Source organism: Streptomyces sp. NBC_01261 (genome assembly GCF_036226385.1).
In the GTDB taxonomy this organism is placed as follows: domain Bacteria; phylum Actinomycetota; class Actinomycetes; order Streptomycetales; family Streptomycetaceae; genus Streptomyces.
Genome location: NZ_CP108463.1, coordinates 1894309 through 1915369, shown reverse-complemented (window position 1 = coordinate 1915369; position 21061 = coordinate 1894309). Strand labels below are relative to the sequence as shown.

20 protein-coding genes are annotated in these 21061 nt (G+C 70.3%); 8 read left to right on the top strand and 12 right to left on the bottom strand.

Features of this window, described 5'->3' with window-relative positions; translation table 11 throughout:
* Window positions 1-37: 37 nt before the first annotated feature.
* Window positions 38-1165, bottom strand: coding sequence for a DUF5954 family protein (locus OG226_RS08420; protein ID WP_329348450.1), 1128 nt, complete (start codon window positions 1163-1165; stop codon window positions 38-40).
* Window positions 1166-1330: 165 nt separating this feature from the next.
* On the opposite strand from OG226_RS08420, the gene OG226_RS08415 reads away from it, so the two are divergent.
* Together OG226_RS08415 and OG226_RS08410 are read left to right on the top strand one after the other, a co-directional pair.
* Window positions 1331-1993, top strand: a complete 663-nt coding sequence (locus OG226_RS08415; RefSeq protein WP_328676095.1) for an NUDIX domain-containing protein — start codon at window positions 1331-1333, stop codon at window positions 1991-1993.
* 86 nt (window positions 1994-2079) lie between these two features.
* Window positions 2080-3066 (top strand): aldo/keto reductase, encoded by a 987-nt coding sequence (locus OG226_RS08410; protein ID WP_329348449.1) that lies wholly within the window; start codon window positions 2080-2082, stop codon window positions 3064-3066.
* Between the two features lies 1 nt (window position 3067).
* Here the strand turns inward: OG226_RS08410 and OG226_RS08405 are convergent, their stop codons facing one another.
* The 6 genes from OG226_RS08405 to iolC are packed head-to-tail and all read right to left on the bottom strand — an operon-like array spanning window position 3068 to window position 10083.
* On the bottom strand, window positions 3068-3853 hold the full coding sequence (locus OG226_RS08405; protein WP_329348448.1) for a GntR family transcriptional regulator: 786 nt from the start codon (window positions 3851-3853) through the stop codon (window positions 3068-3070).
* Window positions 3854-3885: 32 nt separating this feature from the next.
* The gene (locus tag OG226_RS08400; RefSeq protein ID WP_328676092.1) at window positions 3886-5379 is read right to left on the bottom strand and encodes a CoA-acylating methylmalonate-semialdehyde dehydrogenase; all 1494 of its coding nucleotides are present in this window, start codon (window positions 5377-5379) and stop codon (window positions 3886-3888) included.
* A gap of 29 nt (window positions 5380-5408) precedes the next feature.
* Window positions 5409-7286 carry a 3D-(3,5/4)-trihydroxycyclohexane-1,2-dione acylhydrolase (decyclizing) gene (gene iolD / locus OG226_RS08395; RefSeq protein ID WP_329348447.1) on the bottom strand — a complete coding sequence of 626 codons (1878 nt, stop codon included), beginning with the start codon at window positions 7284-7286 and terminating at the stop codon, window positions 5409-5411.
* Window positions 7286-8182 (bottom strand): 5-deoxy-glucuronate isomerase, encoded by an 897-nt coding sequence (gene iolB / locus OG226_RS08390; RefSeq protein WP_328676090.1) that lies wholly within the window; start codon window positions 8180-8182, stop codon window positions 7286-7288. Before iolB ends, iolD begins: the two co-directional genes overlap by 1 nt.
* Window positions 8183-8196: 14 nt before the next feature.
* On the bottom strand, window positions 8197-9075 hold the full coding sequence (locus OG226_RS08385; protein WP_329348446.1) for a Cgl0159 family (beta/alpha)8-fold protein: 879 nt from the start codon (window positions 9073-9075) through the stop codon (window positions 8197-8199).
* Between the two features lie 39 nt (window positions 9076-9114).
* The gene (iolC, locus tag OG226_RS08380; protein WP_328676088.1) at window positions 9115-10083 is read right to left on the bottom strand and encodes a 5-dehydro-2-deoxygluconokinase; all 969 of its coding nucleotides are present in this window, start codon (window positions 10081-10083) and stop codon (window positions 9115-9117) included.
* A 288-nt stretch (window positions 10084-10371) separates the two neighbouring features.
* On the opposite strand from iolC, the gene OG226_RS08375 reads away from it, so the two are divergent.
* From OG226_RS08375 to OG226_RS08355, 5 genes are read left to right on the top strand one after another with little or no spacing between them, the layout of a single operon-like run.
* Window positions 10372-11391: a sugar ABC transporter substrate-binding protein gene (locus tag OG226_RS08375; RefSeq protein ID WP_329348445.1), complete on the top strand. Its 1020-nt coding sequence runs from the start codon at window positions 10372-10374 to the stop codon at window positions 11389-11391.
* Complete coding sequence (locus OG226_RS08370) at window positions 11391-12467, top strand: ABC transporter permease (protein ID WP_328676086.1); 1077 nt, start codon at window positions 11391-11393, stop codon at window positions 12465-12467. Before OG226_RS08375 ends, OG226_RS08370 begins: the two co-directional genes overlap by 1 nt.
* A 5-nt stretch (window positions 12468-12472) precedes the next feature.
* The gene (locus OG226_RS08365) at window positions 12473-13387 is read left to right on the top strand and encodes an ATP-binding cassette domain-containing protein (protein WP_328676085.1); all 915 of its coding nucleotides are present in this window, start codon (window positions 12473-12475) and stop codon (window positions 13385-13387) included.
* A 1-nt stretch (window position 13388) separates the two neighbouring features.
* Window positions 13389-14297, top strand: a complete 909-nt coding sequence (locus OG226_RS08360; protein ID WP_329348444.1) for a sugar phosphate isomerase/epimerase family protein — start codon at window positions 13389-13391, stop codon at window positions 14295-14297.
* A 38-nt stretch (window positions 14298-14335) separates the two neighbouring features.
* On the top strand, window positions 14336-15361 hold the full coding sequence (locus OG226_RS08355) for a Gfo/Idh/MocA family protein (protein WP_329348443.1): 1026 nt from the start codon (window positions 14336-14338) through the stop codon (window positions 15359-15361).
* A 53-nt stretch (window positions 15362-15414) separates the two neighbouring features.
* Here OG226_RS08355 and OG226_RS08350 read toward each other — a convergent pair whose 3' ends face one another.
* Genes OG226_RS08350 through OG226_RS08335 form a run of 4 tightly spaced genes read right to left on the bottom strand, consistent with a single transcriptional unit; the run spans window position 15415 to window position 19452 of the window.
* The gene (locus OG226_RS08350) at window positions 15415-16428 is read right to left on the bottom strand and encodes a Gfo/Idh/MocA family protein (protein WP_329348442.1); all 1014 of its coding nucleotides are present in this window, start codon (window positions 16426-16428) and stop codon (window positions 15415-15417) included.
* Window positions 16425-17429: a Gfo/Idh/MocA family protein gene (locus OG226_RS08345; protein ID WP_328676081.1), complete on the bottom strand. Its 1005-nt coding sequence runs from the start codon at window positions 17427-17429 to the stop codon at window positions 16425-16427. Before OG226_RS08345 ends, OG226_RS08350 begins: the two co-directional genes overlap by 4 nt.
* 50 nt (window positions 17430-17479) lie before the next feature.
* Window positions 17480-18241, bottom strand: coding sequence for an SDR family oxidoreductase (locus tag OG226_RS08340; RefSeq protein WP_329348441.1), 762 nt, complete (start codon window positions 18239-18241; stop codon window positions 17480-17482).
* A gap of 35 nt (window positions 18242-18276) precedes the next feature.
* On the bottom strand, window positions 18277-19452 hold the full coding sequence (locus tag OG226_RS08335; RefSeq protein ID WP_329348440.1) for a phytanoyl-CoA dioxygenase family protein: 1176 nt from the start codon (window positions 19450-19452) through the stop codon (window positions 18277-18279).
* A 107-nt stretch (window positions 19453-19559) separates the two neighbouring features.
* On the opposite strand from OG226_RS08335, the gene OG226_RS08330 reads away from it, so the two are divergent.
* On the top strand, window positions 19560-20591 hold the full coding sequence (locus tag OG226_RS08330) for a LacI family DNA-binding transcriptional regulator (protein WP_328676078.1): 1032 nt from the start codon (window positions 19560-19562) through the stop codon (window positions 20589-20591).
* A gap of 6 nt (window positions 20592-20597) precedes the next feature.
* Here the strand turns inward: OG226_RS08330 and OG226_RS08325 are convergent, their stop codons facing one another.
* Entirely contained in the window at window positions 20598-20942 is a 345-nt protein-coding gene (locus OG226_RS08325) for a cupin domain-containing protein (RefSeq protein WP_329348439.1), read from the bottom strand.
* Between the last annotated feature and the right edge of the window lie 119 nt (window positions 20943-21061).

The following is a 21061-nucleotide window of genomic DNA, read 5'->3' as shown; positions in this document are numbered from 1 at the left end:
GAGGAGGGCGGGACCGGTCGGCCCCGCCCTCCTCGACTCAGGCCTCGGCGGCGCCTTCTCGCCGTCGCTTCTGCTCCTCGAACAGCCGTAGGAACTCCTTCGCCTGTTCCTCCGCCACGCGGCGCTGCTCGGTCTCCTCCTCGTCTCGCACCCGGTACTCGTCGAGGACGCCCTCCTCGCGGAGCTGCTTCTCCTGGACGGAGGTGGGGAGTTCGGGGTCGGGGTCGGAGGGGCGCGGGCCCTCGGGACCGTCGGGACCGATGCGGACGAGGCGTTCCACGCGCACGATTCGCGTCCGGCAGCCGTCGATCACGATCTCGTCGCAGCGCTCGGCGTCGATCCGGTCGGCCAGCCGCCCGTACTCCGCCTTGGTCTCCTCGTCGAGCTGCTCCATGACCGGTGCCATCACCCGCAGATAGGTGGTGAGCGTGTCCCGCGACCCCTGCGGGCTCGCGTTCGTCATCTGCGTCGGCGCCCAGTGGCCGTCCGAGAACTCGGCCGCGGTGAACCCGGCGGGCAGCAGCACACCCCCGGGATGCGTCTCCAGGGCGCGCAACGAGTCCTCGCGTACGGCGGAGGGAGCGGTGCCCTTGGCGTGGACCAGCGAGAGGAGTTCCATGCGCAGGATGCCCTCGGACATCCCGGTCGGGGTGAAGGGGTCGATCACGAACCCCTTGGTACGGCCGCGGTATTCGTGACCGTGTCCGACCTTCGCCGGGTCGGGGTCGGACGGCCGGGGCGGCTCCGGTCCCGTCGGTCCCATCCGGATGAACTGGTCGCCCCGCACGATCCTGAACCGGCGCCCCAGGACCGTGAGTTCGTCCAGTGCCTCCCAGTCCAGCAGCTCCGCGTTCCGCAGCCACTCCCGCTGCGTCTCGGTGTCGCCCGCGTCCTCGGCGGCCCGCGCCTGTTCGCGGAAGGTCATGGCCATGGTGTCGCGTGCGCCCTGCGGGTAGGGGGTGGAGAAGAGGGAGACGATCTTCCAGCCGCCGGTATCGATCTCCTCGGCCACACCGAATATCGCGCCACCACCGCCGAGGACGTCCGGATAGGCCTTTCGGGCCTGCCACGCCTCCACGTCCGCGAGGGCTGCCGCCGGGGCGTCCGGCAGGGCCTCCATCCTGATCATCCGGTATCCGGGTACCTGATCACCGTGCTCAGACATGCTTCCAGCATGCCCGGGGCGGGGGACGGGACGCGACGAATCAACGCAACCGGCACACCAGTTGAACTCGCGGGGCACGGGTTCCGGCCAGGTGTCCCGCGCCCCGGGGTGATAGATGTCGGACATGAACAACTCGATCATCCGCTCACGTCCGGCCGGTGTCCGATGACCGCGGGCGCCGACACCCCCGACCGCCGGGGCCGCACCGGCCTGGACCGCACCGGCCTCGGCCTGACCGGAAACCCGCGCGTCAAGGTCCGCGACGTGACCCTGCTGTCCAGCCACTGGTACGTCGAGCGGACCACGACCTTCGACTTCCGCCACGGCGACGGCACCTGGACCACCCAGGAACGCGAGACCCACGACCGCGGCAACGGCGCGACCCTGCTCCTCTACGACGCCGAGCGCGAAACGGTCCTGCTCACCCGCCAGTTCCGCTTTCCCGTCTACGTCAACGGCCACCCCGACGGCATGCTCGTCGAGACCCCGGGCGGCCTCCTCGACGACGCGGACGAGCACCCGGAGGAGGCCGTACGACGCGAGGTGGTGGAGGAGACCGGGCACACCGTCGGCGAGGTCGAGCACGTCTTCGACGTCTACATGAGCCCCGGCTCGGTCACCGAACGCATCGGCTTCTACGCCGCCTCCTACGGCCCCTCGACCCGCACCCACGAGGGCGGCGGTCTCCAGGAGGAGGGCGAGGACATCGAGATCCTCGAACTCCCCTTCCGTCGCGCCCTGGAGATGATCCGCACCGGCGAGATCGCCGACGCCAAGACGATCATGCTGCTCCAATGGGCGGCGCTGGACGGGCCGTTCGCCAAGTAGCCGCGCGGGGGCTTGACTTGAAGTGCGCTCCAAGAGGAAGACTCCCGTTCGCGCCCGGAGAACCGGGTGCGAACGGGAGGGACCACATGAAGTACCGCACCATAGGCGCCGATCCGGCGCATCGCCGTGAGGTGAGCGTGCTCGCCCTCGGCGCGATGCTGTTCGGCTCCCGCACCGACGAGAAGACCTCCTTCGCCGTGCTCGACCGCTATGTCGAGGCCGGCGGGAACTTCATCGACACGTCCGACAACTACGCCTTCTGGGTCGACGGCGGCCAGGGCGGTCAGAGCGAGAAGCTGCTCGGCCGGTGGCGGCGCAGCCGCGGCATCGGCGACGAGATCGTGATCGCCACCAAGCTCGGCGCCCGCCCGCTGGCACCCGGCTCGGGTTTCGTCGACAACCCGGAAGGACTGTCCGCGAAGGTCATCCGCGAGTCGGCCGAGCGCAGCAGGGAACGCCTCGGCGTGGACAAGCTCGACCTGCTGTACGCGCACATCGAGGACCAGAGCGTTCCGCTGCGGGAAACCGTCGAAGGATTCGCCGAGTTGGTGGCCGAGGGCACCGTAGGTCTCCTGGGCGTCAGCAACCACGCCGCCTGGCGGGTGGAACGGTCCCGTGCGCTCGCCGCCGCGGCCGGACTGCCCGGTTACGAGGTCCTCCAGTACCAGCACAGCTATCTGCGCCCCCGGACGGACGTGCCGTCGGAGTTCTTCCCCGACGGCAGCCTCGGCACCGTCGGCCCGGACCTGTCCAGTTACCTGCGCGCCGAGCCCGGCCTCACCCTGGTCGCCTACTCACCGCTGCTGGCCGGCGCCTACACCCGCGAGGACAAACCGCTGCCCGCCGACTACGACCACCCGGGCACCCCGGCCCGCCTCGCCGCGCTGCGGGAGGTGGCGAAGGAGACCGGGGCCAGCGTCAACCAGGTGGTGCTGGCCTGGCAGTTGGGCGGGACGCTGCCGATCGTCCCGCTCGCGGGGGCGTCGTCCGTGGCCCAGTTGGAGGAGAACCTCGCCGCAGTGGACCTGGAGTTGACGGCGGAGCAGCGCCAACTCCTGGACTCCGCCGTGTAGTTCAGGGCCTGACCAGCAGCTGGAAGTCGAACGCGTACCGGGACGCCCGGTAGATGTGCGTCCCGTACTCGACCGCCCGCCCCGTGTCGTCGTACGCCGTGCGCTGCATCGTGAGCAGCGCGGCGCCCTCCTTCTCGTCGAGGCGGGTGGCCTCCGCGGGGGTGGCCGAGCGGGCGCCTATCGTCTGGCGGGCGCTGTGCAGGGTGACGCCGGCGGTGCGCAGCATCCGGTACAGGCCCGTCGACTCCAGCCGGGCGGTGTCGAGTTGGAGCAGGTTGGCCGGGAGGTAGTTGCAGAGGAACGCCACCGGCTGGCCGTGCGTCGAGCGCAGCCGTTCCAGGAGGGTGACCTCGCTGCCCTCCGGGACACCGAGGGCGGCCGCGACATCCGCGGTCGCGGGCACGCCCTCGTTGCGCAGCACCTCCGTGGTCGGTCCCTGTCCGGCCGACTCCAGGTCGTCGTAGAGGCTGCTGAGCTCCAGCGGTCGCTTGACCTGGCTGTGCACCACCTGCGTGCCGACCCCGCGCCGCCGGACCAACAGTCCCTTGTCCACCAGGGATTGGATGGCCTGGCGGACGGTGGGGCGGGACAGGCCGAGGCGTACGGACAGGTCGATCTCGTTGCCCAGGAGGTTGCCCGGCGCCAGAGCCCCGTGCTCGATCGCCGCCTCCAGCTGCTGTGCGAGCTGGTAGTACAGCGGCACCGGACTGTTGCGGTCCAGGGCGAAATGCAGGGCATCGAGCGGGGACCCGTTCGCGGCACGCGTGAAGTCACCGGTCTTGGCCACAGGGGCACCTCCTCACGGATCGTGACGGACAGTCAGGAGTTGCTGGGGAAGCCGAGGTTGATGCCACCGTCGGCCGGGTCCGGCCAGCGGGTGGTGATCACCTTGCCCTGCGTGTAGAAGGCGACGCCGTCGTTGCCGTAGACGTGGAGGTCCCCGAAGAGGGAGTCCTTCCAGCCGCCGAAGGAGTGGTAGCCGACGGGCACCGGGATCGGCACGTTCACGCCGACCATGCCCGCCTTGACCTCCATCTGGAAGCGGCGGGCGGCGCCGCCGTCCCGGGTGAAGATCGCGGTGCCGTTGCCCCAACGGGAGCTGTTGATCAGGGTGATGGCCTCGTCGTACGACTCGGCGCGGACGACGACCAGGACCGGGCCGAAGATCTCGTCCTTGTACGCGTCCGCCGTCAGCGGCACCCTGTCGAGCAGGGAGACGCCGAGGAAGAAGCCGTCCTCGTGGCCCTCGACCGAGAGGCCGGTGCCGTCGACGACGACCTCGGCGCCCTGCGCGGCGGCCGACGCGACGTACGAGGCGACCTTGTCGCGGTGCTCGCGGGTGATCAGCGGGCCCATCTCGGACGCCGGGTCGTTGCCGGGGCCGATGCGGAGCTTGCCGGCGCGCTCGGCGATCTTGCCGACCAACTCGTCGCCGGTGTCGCCGACCGCGACCACGACGGAGACGGCCATGCAGCGCTCGCCGGCCGAGCCGTAGGCCGCGTTGATCGCCTGGTCGGCCGCGAAGTCCAGGTCCGCGTCCGGCAGGACCAGCATGTGGTTCTTGGCGCCGCCGAGGGCCTGCACGCGCTTGCCGTGCTCGACCGCCTTGAGCTGGATGTACTTGGCGATCGGCGTCGAGCCGACGAAGGAGACGGCCTCGATGTCCGGGTGCTCCAGGAGGCGGTCGACGGCCAGCTTGTCGCCCTGGACGACGTTCAGGACACCCTGCGGGAGGCCCGCCTCGGAGGCGAGTTCGGCCAGCCGGTAGGACGCCGAGGGGTCCTTCTCGCTCGGCTTGAGGATGAAGGTGTTGCCGGTCGCGATGGCGATCGGGAACATCCACATCGGCACCATGGCCGGGAAGTTGAAGGGCGTGATGCCCGCAACTACCCCCAGGGGCTGGCGAATTGAGGCCACGTCGACGCGCGTGGAGACCTGCGTCGACAGCTCGCCCTTGAGCTGCACACTGATGCCGCAGGCGAGTTCGACGATCTCCATGCCGCGCGCGACCTCGCCGAGCGCGTCCGAGTGCACCTTGCCGTGCTCGGCGGTGATCAGCTCGGCGATCTCGTCGCGGTGCGCGTCCAGCAGCTCGCGGTACTTGAACAGGATCGCGGTGCGCTTGGCGAGCGAGGAGGTGCCCCAGCTCTCGAACGCGGCCTTCGCGGAGGCGACGGCGGCGTCCACCTCGTCGACGGTCGCGAAGCCGACCTGCTTCTCCTGCGCGCCGGTCGCCGGGTTGTACACGGGACCGAAACGGCCCGAGGTGCTCTCGACGGGCTTGCCGTCGATCCAGTGGGTGATCGTCTTCATGGTGCAAGGGCCTTTCGGGGGAGGGGAGTTCAGAGGTGGCGGCGACGGTCGGCGACCTGGCGGTCGTACTCCTCGCGGGCCAGTACGGCCGATGCGCGCGAGGCGGTCTCGGCGACCGGCACGTCCCACCAGGCCTCGGCCGGGGGAGCGGTCGGGGTGGCGGTGTCGGTCTCGACGTAGACGCACGTCGGCCGGTCGGAGGCGCGGGCCGTGGCGAGCGCCTCGCGCAGTTCACGCACCGTCTTGGCGCGCAGGACGTCCATGCCGAGGCTGGCCGCGTTGGCGGCGAGGTCGACCGGGAGCGGGGCGCCGGAGAAGGTGCCGTCGGCCGCGCGGTAGCGGTAGGCGGTGCCGAAGCGCTCGCCGCCGACCGACTCGGAGAGGCCGCCGATGGAGGCGTAGCCGTGGTTCTGGATGAGGACCAGGTTGACCGGCAGGCCCTCCTGGACCGCCGTGACGATCTCGGTCGGCATCATCAGGTAGGTGCCGTCGCCGACCAGCGACCAGACGGGGGTGTCGGGGGCGGCCTGCTGGACGCCGATGCCGGCCGGGATCTCGTAGCCCATGCAGGAGTAGCCGTATTCGAGGTGGTACTGGCGGGGCGAGCGGGCTCGCCACAGCTTGTGCAGGTCGCCGGGGAGGGAACCGGCCGCGTTGATGACCACGTCGTCGTCGCCGACGACCGCGTCGAGGGCGCCGAGGAGTTGGGTCTGGGTCGGGACGGCGTTCTCGTCGGGGGCGGTGAACGCGGTGTCGACGACCCGCTCCCAGCGCTCCTTGCCCTCGCGGTACTCGGCCTCGTAAACCGAGTTCACACGGTGATCGGCGAGTGCCTCGGTCAACGCGGTGAGCCCGGCCCGCGCATCGCACACCAGGGTGCGCGCCGCGAGCTTGTGGGCGTCGAACGCGGTGATGTTGAGGTTGACGAACCGGACGGCCGGGTTCTGGAACAGGGTGTGGGAGGCCGTCGTGAAGTCCGTGTAGCGGGTGCCGACGCCGATCACCAGGTCCGCCGTGCGCGCGATCTCGTCGCTGACGGCCGTGCCGGTGTGGCCGATGCCGCCCAGGTCGGCCGGGTGGTCGTGGCGCAGCGAGCCCTTGCCCGCCTGGGTGGAGGCGACCGGGATGCCGGTCGCCTCCACCAGTGCCTTGAGCGCGTCCTCGGCCTGGCTGTGGTGGATGCCGCCGCCCGCGACGATCACCGGACGCTCGGCGGCCCGGATCGCCGCGACCGCCTCCGTCAGCTCGAAGGGATCGGCCGCGGGCCGCCGTACGTGCCACACGCGGTCGGCGAAGAACTCCTCCGGCCAGTCGTGGGCCTCGGCCTGAACGTCCTGCGGCAGAGCGAGAGTTACCGCTCCCGTCTCCACCGGGTCGGCCAGCACGCGCATCGCGTTCAGCGCGGCCGGGATCAGGGCCTCGGGGCGCATGACGCGGTCGAAGTAGCGGGAGACCGGGCGCAGGGTGTCGTTGACCGAGAGGTCGCCCTCGACCGGGTGCTCCAGTTGCTGGAGCAGCGGGTCGGCGGCACGGGTCGCGAAGTAGTCGCCGGGCAGGAGCAGCACCGGCAGGCGGTTGATCGTGGCCAGCGCGGCGCCGGTGACCAGGTTGGTGGCGCCCGGTCCGATCGACGTCGTGACCGCCTGCGCGGAGAGCCGGTCCAGCTGGCGGGTGTAGCCGACCGCCGCGTGCACCATGGCCTGTTCGTTGCGGCCCTGGTGGAACGGCATCGTGTCCTCGCCGGCTTCGAGCAGCGCCTGGCCGAGTCCGGCAACGTTGCCATGGCCGAAGATGCCCCAGGTGCCGGCGATCAGCCGGTGCCGCACGCCGTCGCGCTCGGTGTACTGGACCGACAGGAACTGCACCAGGGCCTGGGCGACGGTCAGGCGGCGGGTGGGGGTGCTCATCAGGACTTCTCCGGTGCCGTGTAGAGGGGGAGGCGGGGGTCGACGGGCTGCTCGGGCCAGGTGCCGCGGACCCAGGCGTGGTCGGGGTGGTCGCAGATCAGCCAGGACCGGTCGTCGTCGGGACCCGCCATGACGTTGAGGTAGTACATGTGGTGGCCGGGCACCGCCATCGAGGGCCCGTGCCAGCCGTCCGGGATCAACACGACGTCCCCGCCCCGGACTTCGGCCAGGACGTCCGTGTTACGGCCCTGTCCCGATGGCGAGACGCGCTGGTAGCCGAGACCGGGGGTGCCCTCGTGGTCGGCGAACTCGAAGTAGTAGACCTCTTCGAGGACGGACTCCTCACCGGGCCGGTGCTCGTCGTGCTTGTGCGGCGGGAAGGAGGACCAGTTCCCGCCGGGCGTGATCACCTCCACGGCGATGAGCTTGTCGCACTCGAAGACGCCGGCCGCGCCGAAGTTGTTGACCTGGCGCGAGCTGTTGCCGGTGCCGCGCAGCTCCACCGGCACCGAGGAGGCCGGGCCGTAGCGGGCGGGCAGCCGCCGGGTGCAGCGGGCGCCGGTCAGCGCGAAGCGGCCACCGCCGGGGGACAGGATCGTCGTACGGGAGTCGCGGGGAACGTACGCGAAGTCGCTCACGGCGGTGAACACGCTCTCGCGGCCGTGGAGTTCGAAGGTGTCGTGGCCGAAGTCGTCGGCGGCGGAGACCGTGCACGCGCCGCTGAGCGGGACGACGATCCACTCGCTGTCGTCGGTGTCGAAGGTGTGGATGCCGCCCGGCGGCAGCTCCAGGATCCGCAGGCTGGAGTAGCCCCAGGCCGCCGACTCGGGGGTGACGTCCACGACGTAGGGGCCGCCGAGGGCCTTGCCCGCGGGAAGGTGGTACGCGCTCGTCATGGTGTGCCTCCGGTTCACAACAGACCTACAGCGGTGTCCACCGCCGTCTCCACGCCGCCGTCGGCGGGGTAGAGCAGGGAACGGCCCACGACCAGGCCCTGGACGGTGGGCAGGCGCAGCGTCTTGCGCCACTTCTCGTACGCGCCCTCCTGGTCGTCGCCGACCTCGCCGCCGAGCAGGACGACGGGCAGTGTCGACGTCTCCAGGACCTCGGCCATGTCGTCCGGGTCGTCGGTGACGGGCAGTTTCAGCCAGGTGTAGGCGGAGGTGCCGCCCAGGCCCGAGGAGATCGCGATCGAGCGGGTCACGGCCTCGGCGGACAGGTCGTTGCGGACCTTGCCGTCGATGCGGCGGGATATGAACGGCTCGACGAAAAGGGGGAGTTGGCGTGCCGCCATGGCGTCGATGGCGCGGGCCGTCGACTCCAGGGTGGTGAGCGAGCCCGGGTCGTCGTAGTCGATGCGGAGCAGCAGCTTGCCCGCGTCGAAATGGAGGCGGGCGATGTCCTCGGCGCGGTGGCCGGTGAACCGGTCGTCCATCTCGAAGGCGGCGCCGGACAGGCCGCCGCGGTTCATCGAGCCCATGACGACCTTGCCGTCCAGGACGCCGAGGAGGAGCAGGTCCTCCAGGATGTCGGCGGTGGCGAGCACCCCGTCGACGCCGGGCCGGGAGAGCGCGACGCAGAGGCGTTCCAGCAGGTCGGCGCGGTTCGCCATGGCCGTGCGGCGGTCGCCGACGCCGAGCGCGCCGCGGGCCGGGTGGTCGGCGGCCACGATCATCAGGCGGCCGCTGTCGCCCAGCAGCGGGCGGCGCACCCGGCGGGCGGCCGCCTCGGCGATCGCCTCCGGATGCCGGGCTCTGACCGTGACCAGGTCGGGAATGCTGATGCTCAAGAGAAGCTCCGTTCAGGGAAGGCTCGGGCGGCCATGTGGTCAGCCGCCCACGCGCGCGCCGGCGAGGAGGTCCTCGACCTCGGACTCGGTGGGCATCGCGGTGGAGCAGGCGAGGCGGGAGGCGACGAGGGCGCCGGCCGCGTTGGCGAAGCGCATGGACCGTTCCAGGTCCCAGCCGGCCAGCAGGCCGTGGCACAGCGAGCCGCCGAACGCGTCGCCCGCGCCGAGGCCGTTGAGCACCTCGACCGGGACCGGCGGCACCTCGGCGGTCGTGCCGTCGCGGTGCACGGCCAGGACGCCCTTGGGGCCCTGCTTGACGACGGCGAGTTCCACGCCCGCGTCGAGGAGTGCCTGGGCGCAGGCGCGGGGCTCGCGGACGCCGGTGGCGATCTCGCACTCGTCGAGGTTGCCGACCGCGACCGTCGCGTGGCGCAGGGCCTCCGCGTAGTACGGGCGGGCCTCCTCAGGGTCCTTCCAGAACATCGGACGCCAGTCGAGGTCGAAGACCGTGGTGCCGGCCTTGTCGCGGGCCTTGAGGGCGGCGAGCGTGGCGGAGCGGCTGGGCTCCTCGCTCAGACCGGTGCCGGTGATCCAGAAGACGCGGGCCTGGCGGATCGCGAAGTAGTCCAGTTCCTCGGTGCGGATCTCCAGGTCGGGCGCCTTGGGCTGCCGGTAGAAGTAGAGCGGGAAGTCGTCCGGCGGGAAGATCTCGCAGAACGTGACCGGGGTCGGGTAGTCCGCGACGGGCGTGACCCAGCGGTCGTCGACCCCGAAGTCCTTGAGGGCCTCGTGCAGATACGTTCCGAAGGGATCGTCGCCGGTGCGGGTGATCACCGCGGTGGTCCGGCCGAGCCGGGCGGCCGCGACCGCCACATTGCTCGCGGAACCCCCGAGGAACTTGCCGAACGTCTCCACACGGGCCAGCGGTACGCCAGACTGCAGCGGGTAGAGATCGACCCCGATGCGGCCCATGGTGATCAGATCGAAGGACTGGGCTGACTCGGCCATGCGCGACACTCCTCTGAGCTGCTGGGGGATGGGCGGGTCCCAGGGGCCTGCCGCCTCCCAGGTGTAGGTCTCGGAGGGGCTCCGTGTCAATAGTTTGTACTTACATTCGGACCTGCTCGTGAAATGATGTCTTAACAAAGTATTGACAGCGGACGCGCCCAGGGATTTGATTCCGTCCCAGCGCAACAGCCGTGTTTCGCGGCGACGACCCGGGGTCGACAGGCCCCGAGCCCGGATTTCTGCGATCATGACTCCCTTTCCCCTGAAGCACAGTGAGGTGCAGGAAAGATGGACCGTTCCACTTACTCCCGCTCGCGCAGAATGGCCCCCTTCGTGGCGGTGGCCGCGGCAGCGGCCCTGACCCTCGCCGGCTGCTCCAGCAGCTCGGGCGGAAAGAAGGCCACGGAGGACAGCTCCGGCGCCTCCGCGGGCAAGGCGAGCACCCCTCGGATGACGGTCGCCCTGGTCACGCACCAGGCACCCGGCGACACGTTCTGGGACATCGTCCGCAAGGGCGCCCAGGCCGCCGCCGACAAGGACAACATCAAGCTCGTCTACTCGGCCGACCCGAACGCGGGCAACCAGTCCAACCTGGTGCAGAACGCGATCGACCAGAAGGTCGACGGCATCGCGGTCACCCTCGCCAAGCCCGACGCCCTGAAGGACGTCATCGGCAAGGCGAAGACCGCGAACATACCCGTCGTCGGTCTCAACTCCGGTCTCAGCGACTGGAAGAAGCTCGGCCTGCTGGAGTTCTTCGGCCAGGACGAGACGGTGGCCGGCGAGGCGCTCGGCAAGCGGCTGAACACGGAAGGCGCCAAGAAGGCCGTCTGTGTCATCCAGGAGCAGGGCAACATCGGCCTGACCCAGCGCTGCGCCGGTGTGAAGAAGACGTTCACCGGCACGACCGAGGTCCTCAACGTCAACGGCACGGACATGCCGTCGGTGAAGTCGACGATCACGGCCAAGCTCACCCAGGACAAGTCCATCGACTACGTCGTCACCCTGGGCGCCCCGTTCGCGATGACGGCCGTGCAGTCGCTGGCCGACGCGGGCAGCAAGGCGAAGGTCGCCACGTTCGACCTGAACAGCACGCTGACGGGCGCCATCAAGAAGGGCACCGTCCAGTTCGCGGTGGACCAGCAGCCGTACCTCCAGGGCTACTTGGCGGTCGACTCCCTGTGGCTCTACAAGAACAACGGCAACTACAGCGGCGGCGGTGAGCAGCCCGTACTGACCGGCCCGGCCTTCGTCGACAAGACCAACGTCGACGCCGTCGCGAAGTACGCCGCCAACGGAACCCGGTGATGAGTATGACCCAGCACGCCGAGCCGGCGGTGACCTCACCGCCGGCCCCCGGCCCCAAGGAAACCGACGGCCGGACCTCTGAACGGCCCCTGGCGCTACGGCTGTTGGCCCGTCCCGAGGTGGGTGTCTTCCTCGGCGCCGCCGCCGTGTACGTGTTCTTCCTGATCGCCGCCCCGCCGGTGCGCGAGGGCGCCGCGATGGCGAACATCCTCTACAGCTCGTCGACGATCGGCATCATGGCGTTGCCGGTCGCCCTGCTCATGATCGGCGGGGAGTTCGACCTCTCCGCCGGTGTCGCGGTCATCACCTCGGCACTGACCGCGAGCATGCTCAGCTACCAACTCACCATGAACGTGTGGGTCGGTGTGGTCGTCGCGCTGCTGGTGTCGCTGGGGATCGGTTTCCTCAACGGCTGGATGGTCGTCAAGACCGGACTGCCGAGCTTCCTGGTCACCTTGGGCACCTTCCTGATCCTCCAGGGCGTCAACCTCGCGGTGACGAAGCTGGTCACCGGCAACGTCGCCACCGACGACATCAGCAACATGGACGGCTTCGGCCAGGCCAAGAAGGTCTTCGCGGCGTCCTTCGACATCGGCGGCGTCGACGTCAAGATCACCATCTTCTACTGGCTGGTGTTCGCGGCGATCGCCACCTGGGTGCTGCTGCGCACGAAGTACGGCAACTGGATCTTCGCGGTCGGCGGCAACAAGGACTCCGCGCGGGCCGTCGGCGTGCCCGTCGCGTTCACCAAGATCTCCCTGTTCATGCTGGTCGGCCTCGGTGCCTGGTTCATCGGCATGCACCAGCTGTTCACCTTCAACACCGTCCAGTCCGGCGAGGGCGTCGGCCAGGAGCTGATCTACATCTCCGCGGCCGTCATCGGCGGCTGTCTGCTGACCGGCGGCGCCGGCTCGGCGATCGGCCCCGTCTTCGGCGCGTTCATGTTCGGCATGGTGCAGCAGGGCATCGTCTACGCCGGCTGGAACCCCGACTGGTTCAAGGCGTTCCTCGGCGTGATGCTGCTCGGCGCCGTCCTCATCAATCTGTGGGTCCAGCGCACCGCGACCCGGAGGTGACCTTCATGGCAAGCAACGAATCCGGCACCCACGGCGCCATCCTCGAAGACGAGGCGCCGACCGACGCGGACGCCCCGATCGTCCAACTGCGCAACGCGGGCAAGGCGTACGGCAACGTCCGCGCCCTGCACGGCGTCGACCTCGCGGTCCGCCCCGGCCAGGTCACCTGCGTCCTCGGAGACAACGGCGCGGGCAAGTCCACGCTCATCAAAATCATCTCCGGGCTGCACCAGCACACGGAGGGCGAGTTCCTCGTCGACGGCGAACCCGTCCACTTCACCACCCCGCGACAGGCACTGGACCGCGGCATCGCGACCGTCTACCAGGACCTGGCCGTCGTGCCGCTGATGCCGGTGTGGCGCAACTTCTTCCTCGGCTCCGAGATGACCAAGGGCCCCTGGCCCTTCCGCCGTCTCGACATCGAGCGGATGAAGAAGACCGCGGACGAGGAACTCCGCAACATGGGCATCGTCCTGGACAACCTGGACCAGCCCATCGGCACCCTCTCCGGCGGCCAGCGCCAGTGCGTGGCGATCGCCCGCGCCGTCTACTTCGGCGCCCGCGTCCTCATCCTCGACGAACCCACCGCCGCACTGGGCGTCAAGCAGTCCGGTGTCGTCCTCAAGTACGTGGCCGCCGCCCGCGAACGCGGTCTCGGCGTCATCTTCATCACCCACAACCCGCACCACGCCTACATGGTCGGCGACCACTTCAGCGTCCTGCGCCTGGGCACGATGGAGTTGTCGGCGGAGCGCAGCGAGATCACCCTCGAAGAGCTCACCAACCACATGGCCGGCGGCACCGAACTCGCCGCGCTCAAGCACGAGTTGTCCCAGGTGCGCGGTGTCGACGTCGAGGAGCTCCCCGACGCGAAGTCCCTGAAGGCGCCGGTGGCCGCGTCTCCCGAAGGGACCGCCTGACATGTCGGACCGTCCGTTCCTGGACCGCATCCGGGTCGGCTCCGCCCCCGACTCGTGGGGCGTGTGGTTCCCGGACGACCCCCAACAGGTGCCGTGGGAACGGTTCCTGGACGAGGTCGCGCAGGCCGGCTACTCCTGGATCGAGCTGGGCCCGTACGGCTATCTGCCGACCGACCCGGCCCGGCTCACGGACGAGATCGCCCGACGTGACCTGAAGGTCTCCGCGGGCACGGTCTTCACCGGCCTGCACCGGGGCCCCGCGGTCTGGGACGCGACATGGGAGCACGTCGGCCAAGTCGCGGCGCTCACCCAGGAGATGGGCGCGCGGCACCTGGTCGTCATCCCCTCCTTCTGGCGGGACGACAAGACCGCCGAGATCCTGGAGCCGCCGGAGCTGACCGCCGAGCAGTGGGCCCACCTCACCAAGGGCATGGAGCGGCTCGGGCACGAGGTCAAGGAGGCGTACGGGCTCGACATCGTCGTCCACCCGCACGCCGACACCCACCTCGACACCGAGGACCACGTCGAGCGCTTCCTCGACTCGACCGACTCCGAACTGGTCAACCTCTGCCTGGACACCGGGCATTACGCCTACTGCGGCGGCGACAGCGTCAAGCTGATCGAGGCGTACGGCGAACGCATCGGCTATCTGCACCTCAAGCAGGTCGACCCGGAGATCCTCGCCGACGTCGTCAAGAACGAGGTGCCGTTCGGACCGGCCGTGGCGCGCGGAGTGATGTGCGAACCGCCGTCCGGTGTACCGGAGTTGGAGCCGGTGCTGATCGCCGCGCAGCGCCTGGGCGTGGAGCTGTTCGCGATCGTCGAGCAGGACATGTATCCCTGCGAGCCGGACAAGCCCCTCCCCATCGCGGAGCGCACCCGAAAGTTCCTCCGTTCCTGCGGTGCCTGACGATTCCTGCGGTGCCTGACGACCCGAAAGGACGGCCGATGGCCGTGAACCCGCGCGACCCGCTCGGAGTGGCAGTCGTCGGAACCGGAAAAATGGGGGCCGACCACGTCCGCAGGATCCAGGACGTGGTCAACGGAGCCCGCGTGAGTGCCGTCGTGGACGTCGACGCCGAGCGCGCCAAACGCATCGCGTCCGGTGTCGACGGCTGCACGGCGTACACCGACCCGGCCGCGGCGATGGCGGCGGCGGACGTCGACGCCGTCCTGATCGCCTCACCGGGCCCCGCCCACGAGGCGGCCCTCCTCACGGCCTTCGAGCACGACCTTCCGGTCCTGTGCGAGAAACCCCTCACACCCGACGCGGCCTCGGCACTGCGGGTGATGGAGGCGGAGCTGCGCCTCGGCCACCGTCGGGTGCAGGTCGGCTTCATGCGGCGCTACGACGCCGAGTACATGAAGCTCAAGTCCCTCCTGGGAACAGGCCAGTTGGGCAGACCGCTCATGCTCCACAACCGGCACCGCAACGCCGCCAGCCCGCCCTTCTTCACCAGCTCCATGCTCATCAGCGACTCCGTGGCCCACGAGACGGACGCGACCCGCTGGCTGCTCGGCCACGAGATCACGGCGGTGACGGTCCTGCGCCCACGCCCCACGGCGAGCGCCCCGGACGACCTCCAGGACCCGCAGTTCGTCGTCTTCGAGACCGACGGCGGCGCGATCGTCGACGTCGAGATGTTCGTCAACTGCGGCTTCGGCTACCAGGTCCAGGCCGAGATCGTCTGCGAACGCGGCACCGCCCGCATCGGCGACGGCCACGCCATGGTCACCAACATGGCCGGCCGCTGGGGCGGCACCATCGCCCAGGACTACGTCGAACGCTTCGCCGACGCCTACGACCGCGAGGTCCAGACCTGGGTCGATGCCACCCGCCGTGGCGAGGTGACCGGCCCGAGCGTGTGGGACGGGTACGCGGCGGCGGCCGTGTGCGAGGCGGGGGTGCGGGCGTTGGAGGACGGGGTTCGGGTGGAGGTGGAGTTGGTGGAGCGGCCCGCGTTCTATCGGTGAACTCGCGGGGCCGCCGTACCTGTTGGAGAAAAGTGTGACACTTCGCCGAGATGTCACACTTTTCGCGGTCGGGGTCCCAGCCCCGCCTCCCGATAGCACTCGTCGATCAACGTCATCGTCGCGACCGCGTCGTCCGGGCCCAGCGGGAGAGGCGCGCCCTCTCTCAACCGGGCCGCGAACGCCTCCAGTTGGTAGGTGTAGGACGAGCGGCGGCCGAGTCGTTCCGTGCGTTCGCCGTCCGTGGTGCGGATGACGATGCGGTCGTCCAGTTGGGGGAGGACGAAGTTCGGGGCGAAGGCCTCGCCGCGGCTGCCGGTGATGCGACAGCTCATGACCAGTTCGTCGTACGCCATGTGGGAGCGGGCGGAACCCGTGGCGCCGCTGGGGTAGACGAGGTCGGCGTCCAGCCACTCGTCGACGCCCGGGGCACCCGCGCGTTCGCCGCCGCGGGCCGAGGCGAGGCGGGGTGCGCCGCCCGCCCAGGGGGCCAGCATCCGCTGGGCGTGCAGGCTGTAGCAGCCCAGGTCCATCGTGGCGCCGCCGGCCAGGTCCAGGGACCAGCGCGGGTCGGTGTCCGGCGGGGCCGGGATCGCGACGAGCGTCTCGACGTGGCGGAGTTCGCCGAGTTCACCGGAGGCCAGCAGTTCGTGCAGGCGCCGGGTGACCGGGTGGAAGAGGTAGTGGAAGGCCTCCATGAAGACCGTCCCGGACTTCGCGGCAGCTTCTCGGACCTCGGCTGCCTCCGCCGCGTTGCTCGCCGACGGCTTCTCCGACAGGACGTGCTTGCCCGCCGCGAGCGCGGCGAGGTTCCACGGTCCGTGCAGGCCGTTGGCGAGCGGGTTGTAGACGACCTCCACCTCCGGGTCGGCGATCAGGTCGGCGTACGAGTCCGCCACCCGTTCGACGCGGTGCGCGGCGGCGTACGCCTCCGCCCTGGACCGGTCCCGCGCGGCCACCGCGACAAGGCGGTGGCCGGTCGTGCGGGCCGGGCCGATCAGGGAGTTCTCGGTGATCCGAGCCGCTCCCAGTACTCCGATGCGCAGTGGTTCCCGGCCCGGACCGCTCATGCTTCGCGTACCTCCTGGATGGTGACGGGGCGGTGCTCGTGCAGCGACAGGGTGCAGGCGTCGGCGATCCAGCCCGCCTCCAGGGCGTCCGCGACCGTGCACGGCGAGGTGCGGGTGCCGGCCACGACCTCGGTGAACGCGGTGAGTTCGGCGCGGTAGGCGGCCGTGAAGCGGTCCATGAAGAAGTCGTGCGGGACGCCCGCCGGGAAGGTCACGCCCGGCTCGACCGAGCGCAGCGGCAGCTTGTCCTCCAGGCCCACCGCGATGGAGTCGGTGAAGCCGTGGATCTCCATACGGACGTCGTAACCCCGGGCGTTGTGGCGGGAGTTGGACACCACCGCGATGGTGCCGTCGTCGAGGGTGAGGATCGCGCCGGTGGTGTCGGCGTCGCCCGCCTCCTTGATGTACTCGGCACCCCGGTTGCCGCCGACCGCGTACACCTCGGTGACCTCGCGGCCCGTCACCCAGCGGATGATGTCGAAGTCGTGCACGGAACAGTCCCGGAAGATGCCCCCGGACGCGGCGATGTACGCGGCCGGCGGCGGCGCCGGGTCCAGCGTCGTCGAGCGCACGGTGTGCAGCTTGCCCAGCTCGCCGGACCGCACGGCGGCGCGCGCGGCGACGAAACCGGCGTCGAAGCGGCGGTTGTAGCCGATCTGGATCGGCACGGTGCTGCCCTCGACGGCCTGGAGGACCTTGACGCCCTCGGCCATCGTCTTGGCGACGGGCTTCTCGCAGAAGACGGGGATGCCCGCCTCGACGGCGGCCAGGATCAGACCCGGGTGGGCGTCCGTCGCCGCGGCGACCACGACACCGTCGACCCCGGCGGCGAGCACGGCCTCGGGGGAGTCCGCGACCTCGGCGCCGAACCGCTCGGCGGCCTTCTTCGCCGCCTCCGCGAACGGGTCGGCCACGACGAGGGACTCGACGACGTCGAGTCCGGACAGGGTCTCGGCGTGGAAGGCGCCGATGCGGCCGAGGCCGAGGATTCCGATGCGCATGAGGGCTCTTGCTTTCTTGAGAGGTGCGGGTTCGGTACAGGTGCGGTAGGTCAGTCGAGGGCGCCCAGGACGTTCTGGTCCCAGTCGATCACCGAACCGGTGACCACTCCGGACCGGTCGGAGAGCAGGAACACCACGAAGTCGGCGATCTCGTCCGGCTGGCCGAGCTTGCCCATCGGCAGCCGGGACGCGGCCTGCGCGACCCAGTCGTCCCCGGCGCCGTGGAAGGCCCGCTGGACGGCGTCCTCGCCCTCGGTCGCCGTCCAGCCGATGTTGACGGTGTTGATCCGGATCCGGTCGAAGCGGTGCGCGTGCGCGGCGTTGCGGGTCAGGCCCGCGAGACCGGCCTTGGCCGTCGAGTACGGGGCGAGGTAAGGGGGCCCGCCGTGGGCGCAGTTGGAGCCGATGTTGACGATGGTCCCTGGTGCTTCGCGGGCGGTCATGTCAGCCACCGCGGCCTGCATCGCGAAGAACGGTGCCTTCAGGTTGATCGCCATGTGCTGGTCGAACAACTCCGGCGTGGTGTCCAGCAGCGAGCCGCGTGATGTGAGTCCCGCCGCGTTGACGAGGCAGTCGACGCGCCCGTGGGCCTCGACAGTCCGTACGACGCTGTCGCGCGCCTGTGCCGGATCGGCGAGGTCCGCCCGCAGGAAGCGCGCACCCGTGTCCGCGGCGAGCTTCTCGCCCACTTCGGCACGGCGGCCGGTGAACGACACCGCCGCCCCCTCGCGCACCGCCGCCCGGACGATCGCGGCGCCGATGCCCTGGCTGCCGCCGTTGACGAGGACGACCTTGCCGTCGAGGAGCCCCATGAGCCCTGAACGTTCCGTGGATCCCATGGTGTTCGTCAGCTCTCGCGCCGCTCGGCACCGGCCCGCAGTTCCCCGCGGAGCGCCTGCGGGTCCCATCCCTCACGCACCGCGCGGCGCACGAGGTCGGCCTGCGACGGCGGGGCCAGCCCCTCGACCGGCGGGTCGTTGTCGAGGTTGGTCGGGAACGGATAGCCCTCGGCACTCGCCGCGACGACCGTGTCCAGCCACTCCTCGCCCACGCCCTCGGCCTTGCGCTTGAGCAGCACCGGGAAGACCGCGTTGGTGACGGCCTCGCGGTCCACCGTCTCCATCGCCCGCCCGAACGCGGAGGACACCTGGAGCAGGTTGGCCATCCGCCGCACGTCCGCGGTGCGGTTGGTGCCGGCCGCGTGGAAGAGCGCCGGGTTGAAGAACGCGGCATCGCCCTTGGCGAGCGGCAGTTGGATGTAGTGCGACTCGAAGTAGGCCTGGAACTCCGGGAGTCGCCACGCCAGATAGCCCGACTCGAACTTCTGGGAGTGCGGCAGGTACATCGTCGGCCCCGACTCCACCGGCATGTCGCAGTGCGCGACCGCCCCTTGGAGCGTGAGCACGGGGGAGAGGCGGTGCACGTGCGCCGGGTACTCGGCGGCGACCTCGTTCGTGAGGAACCCGAGGTGGTAGTCGCGGTGCACGGTCTGCGCCGCGCCGCCCGGGTGGACCACGTTGATCTGCGAGGTGACCTGGTAGCCGGGGCCGAGCCACGCGACGGACACCAGGGCCAGGATGTCGTTCGCGTAGTAGTCGGCGAACACCTCGGGGTCGTAGAGCGCGGCCTTCTCCAGCGCGTTCCACACCCGGTCGTTGGCCCCCGGCTTCGCGAAGTGGTCCCCGGCACCCGCGCCCGATGCGCGCTGCTCGGCGATCAGGGCTTCGAAGACACCTGTGGAACGGTCCACCACCGACAGGTCCGGGAAGGCGCCCCGCAGGACCACGATGCCGGGCCCCTCGGCGAACGCCCGCACCAGCTCGGCCTGCACCTCGCGGCGCTCGCCGGCCGCCACGGACTTGCGGAGCCGGTCGCTGTCGTAGACGAGGACGTTCCGCTCGACCGAGGACGCGTACGGGAATTCGGCCAGTTCGGTCGGCTGCTCGACGAGGGTGCGGAAGGCGTCGAGGTCGCAGTCCTGCTCGGTGAGCCAGGCGCGGGATTCTGCGGATGTGAAGGACATCGTCGTCCCCTCGGGTCACGGAGTGGTGCGGTCCTGTCATTCTTGTCAGTACAAACCCATCGAACAACCAGCAGCCGGCCATCAAAAACCCCTCAAGGAGGCGACCCGTGGGCCACCCCTTCCCGATCCGTGAAATCGCACGTCAGGCGGGTCTCAGCGAGGCCACCGTGGACCGTGTCCTGAACGGCAGGGGCGGGGTCCGCGAGAGCACGCAGCGTGAGGTGCGGCAGGCCATCGCCGATCTCGACCGGCAGCGCACCCAGGTCAGACTCGTCGGCCGTACGTTCATGATCGACATCGTGATGCAGACGCCGGAGCGCTTCTCCACCGCCGTACGGAACGCCCTGGAGGCCGAGCTGCCCGACCTGCACCCGGCCGTCGTGCGCTCACGCTTCCACTTCCGGGAGACCGCCCCGGTGAAGGAACTGGTCGGGACCCTGGACAGGATCGTGCGGCGCGGCTCGCAGGGCGTCATCCTCAAGGCGCCGGACGTCCCCGAGATCACCGCCGCCGTCGGCCGGCTCGTCGCCGCCGGTATCCCCGTCGTCACCCTGGTCACCGACCTGCCCGCGAGCGCCCGCCTGGCCTACGTCGGCATAGACAACCGGGCGGCGGGCGCGACCGCCGCCTACCTGATGGGACAGTGGCTCGGCGACCGCCCCGGCAACGTCCTCACCAGCCTGAGCAGCGGTTTCTTCCGCAACGAGGAAGAACGCGAGATGGGCTTCCGCAGCACCATGCGCGCCCGCTACCCGGAACGCGTGCTGGTGGAGATCACCGAGGGCCAAGGCCTGGACGCCACCCAGTACGAACTCGTCCGGGCCGCCCTCAAGCGCGACCCGGACATCCGCGCGGTCTACTCCATCGGAGGCGGCAACTTCGCGACCCTGCGCGCCTTCGCCGACCTGGGCCGCGAGTGCGCCGTGTTCGTCGCGCACGACCTCGACCACGACAACACCCGGCTGCTGCACGAGCAGCGCCTGTCCGCGGTCCTCCACCACGACCTGCGCCAGGACGTCCGCGAGGCCTGCCGCATCGTGATGCGCGCCCACGACGCGCTGCCGCCCGCGGGCCCGACCCTGCCGTCCGCGATCCAGGTCGTCACGCCCTACAACTTGCCTACGACACCGCCGCGTTGACCCCGTCTACAGGTTGATCGCGTACGCCTTGCGCAGCGTCTCGTGCACTGTCCACGTCGTACGGTCGCCCTCGCGCAGCACGGCCATGTCCCCGGGACCGACCGTCAGCGTCTCGCTGCCCTCGACCTCGATCGTGGCCGAACCGCTGATCACGACGAACAGCTCGTCCGCCTCTGTGTCGGTGACCGCGCCCGGCGTGATCTGCCAGATCCCGCGGACCTGCTTGCCGTCCTCGGACTCCCACACGACCTTCCCGGTGACCTCGGGCGTACCGGAGACGATCTGCGCCGGATCGAGCGGCTCGGGTTCGAGCTCGGCGTCGGGGATACGGACTACGAAACTGTGCGTCATGCCGCGACCCTAGCCGGGGTGGACCGTTCCAGGCGTGGACACTGTGTGGGGTATCGGCCCAGGTCGGAGGACACTTCGTCGCGGAGTGGCGGCCCGGACGGCGCCGGGTGATCGTGGAG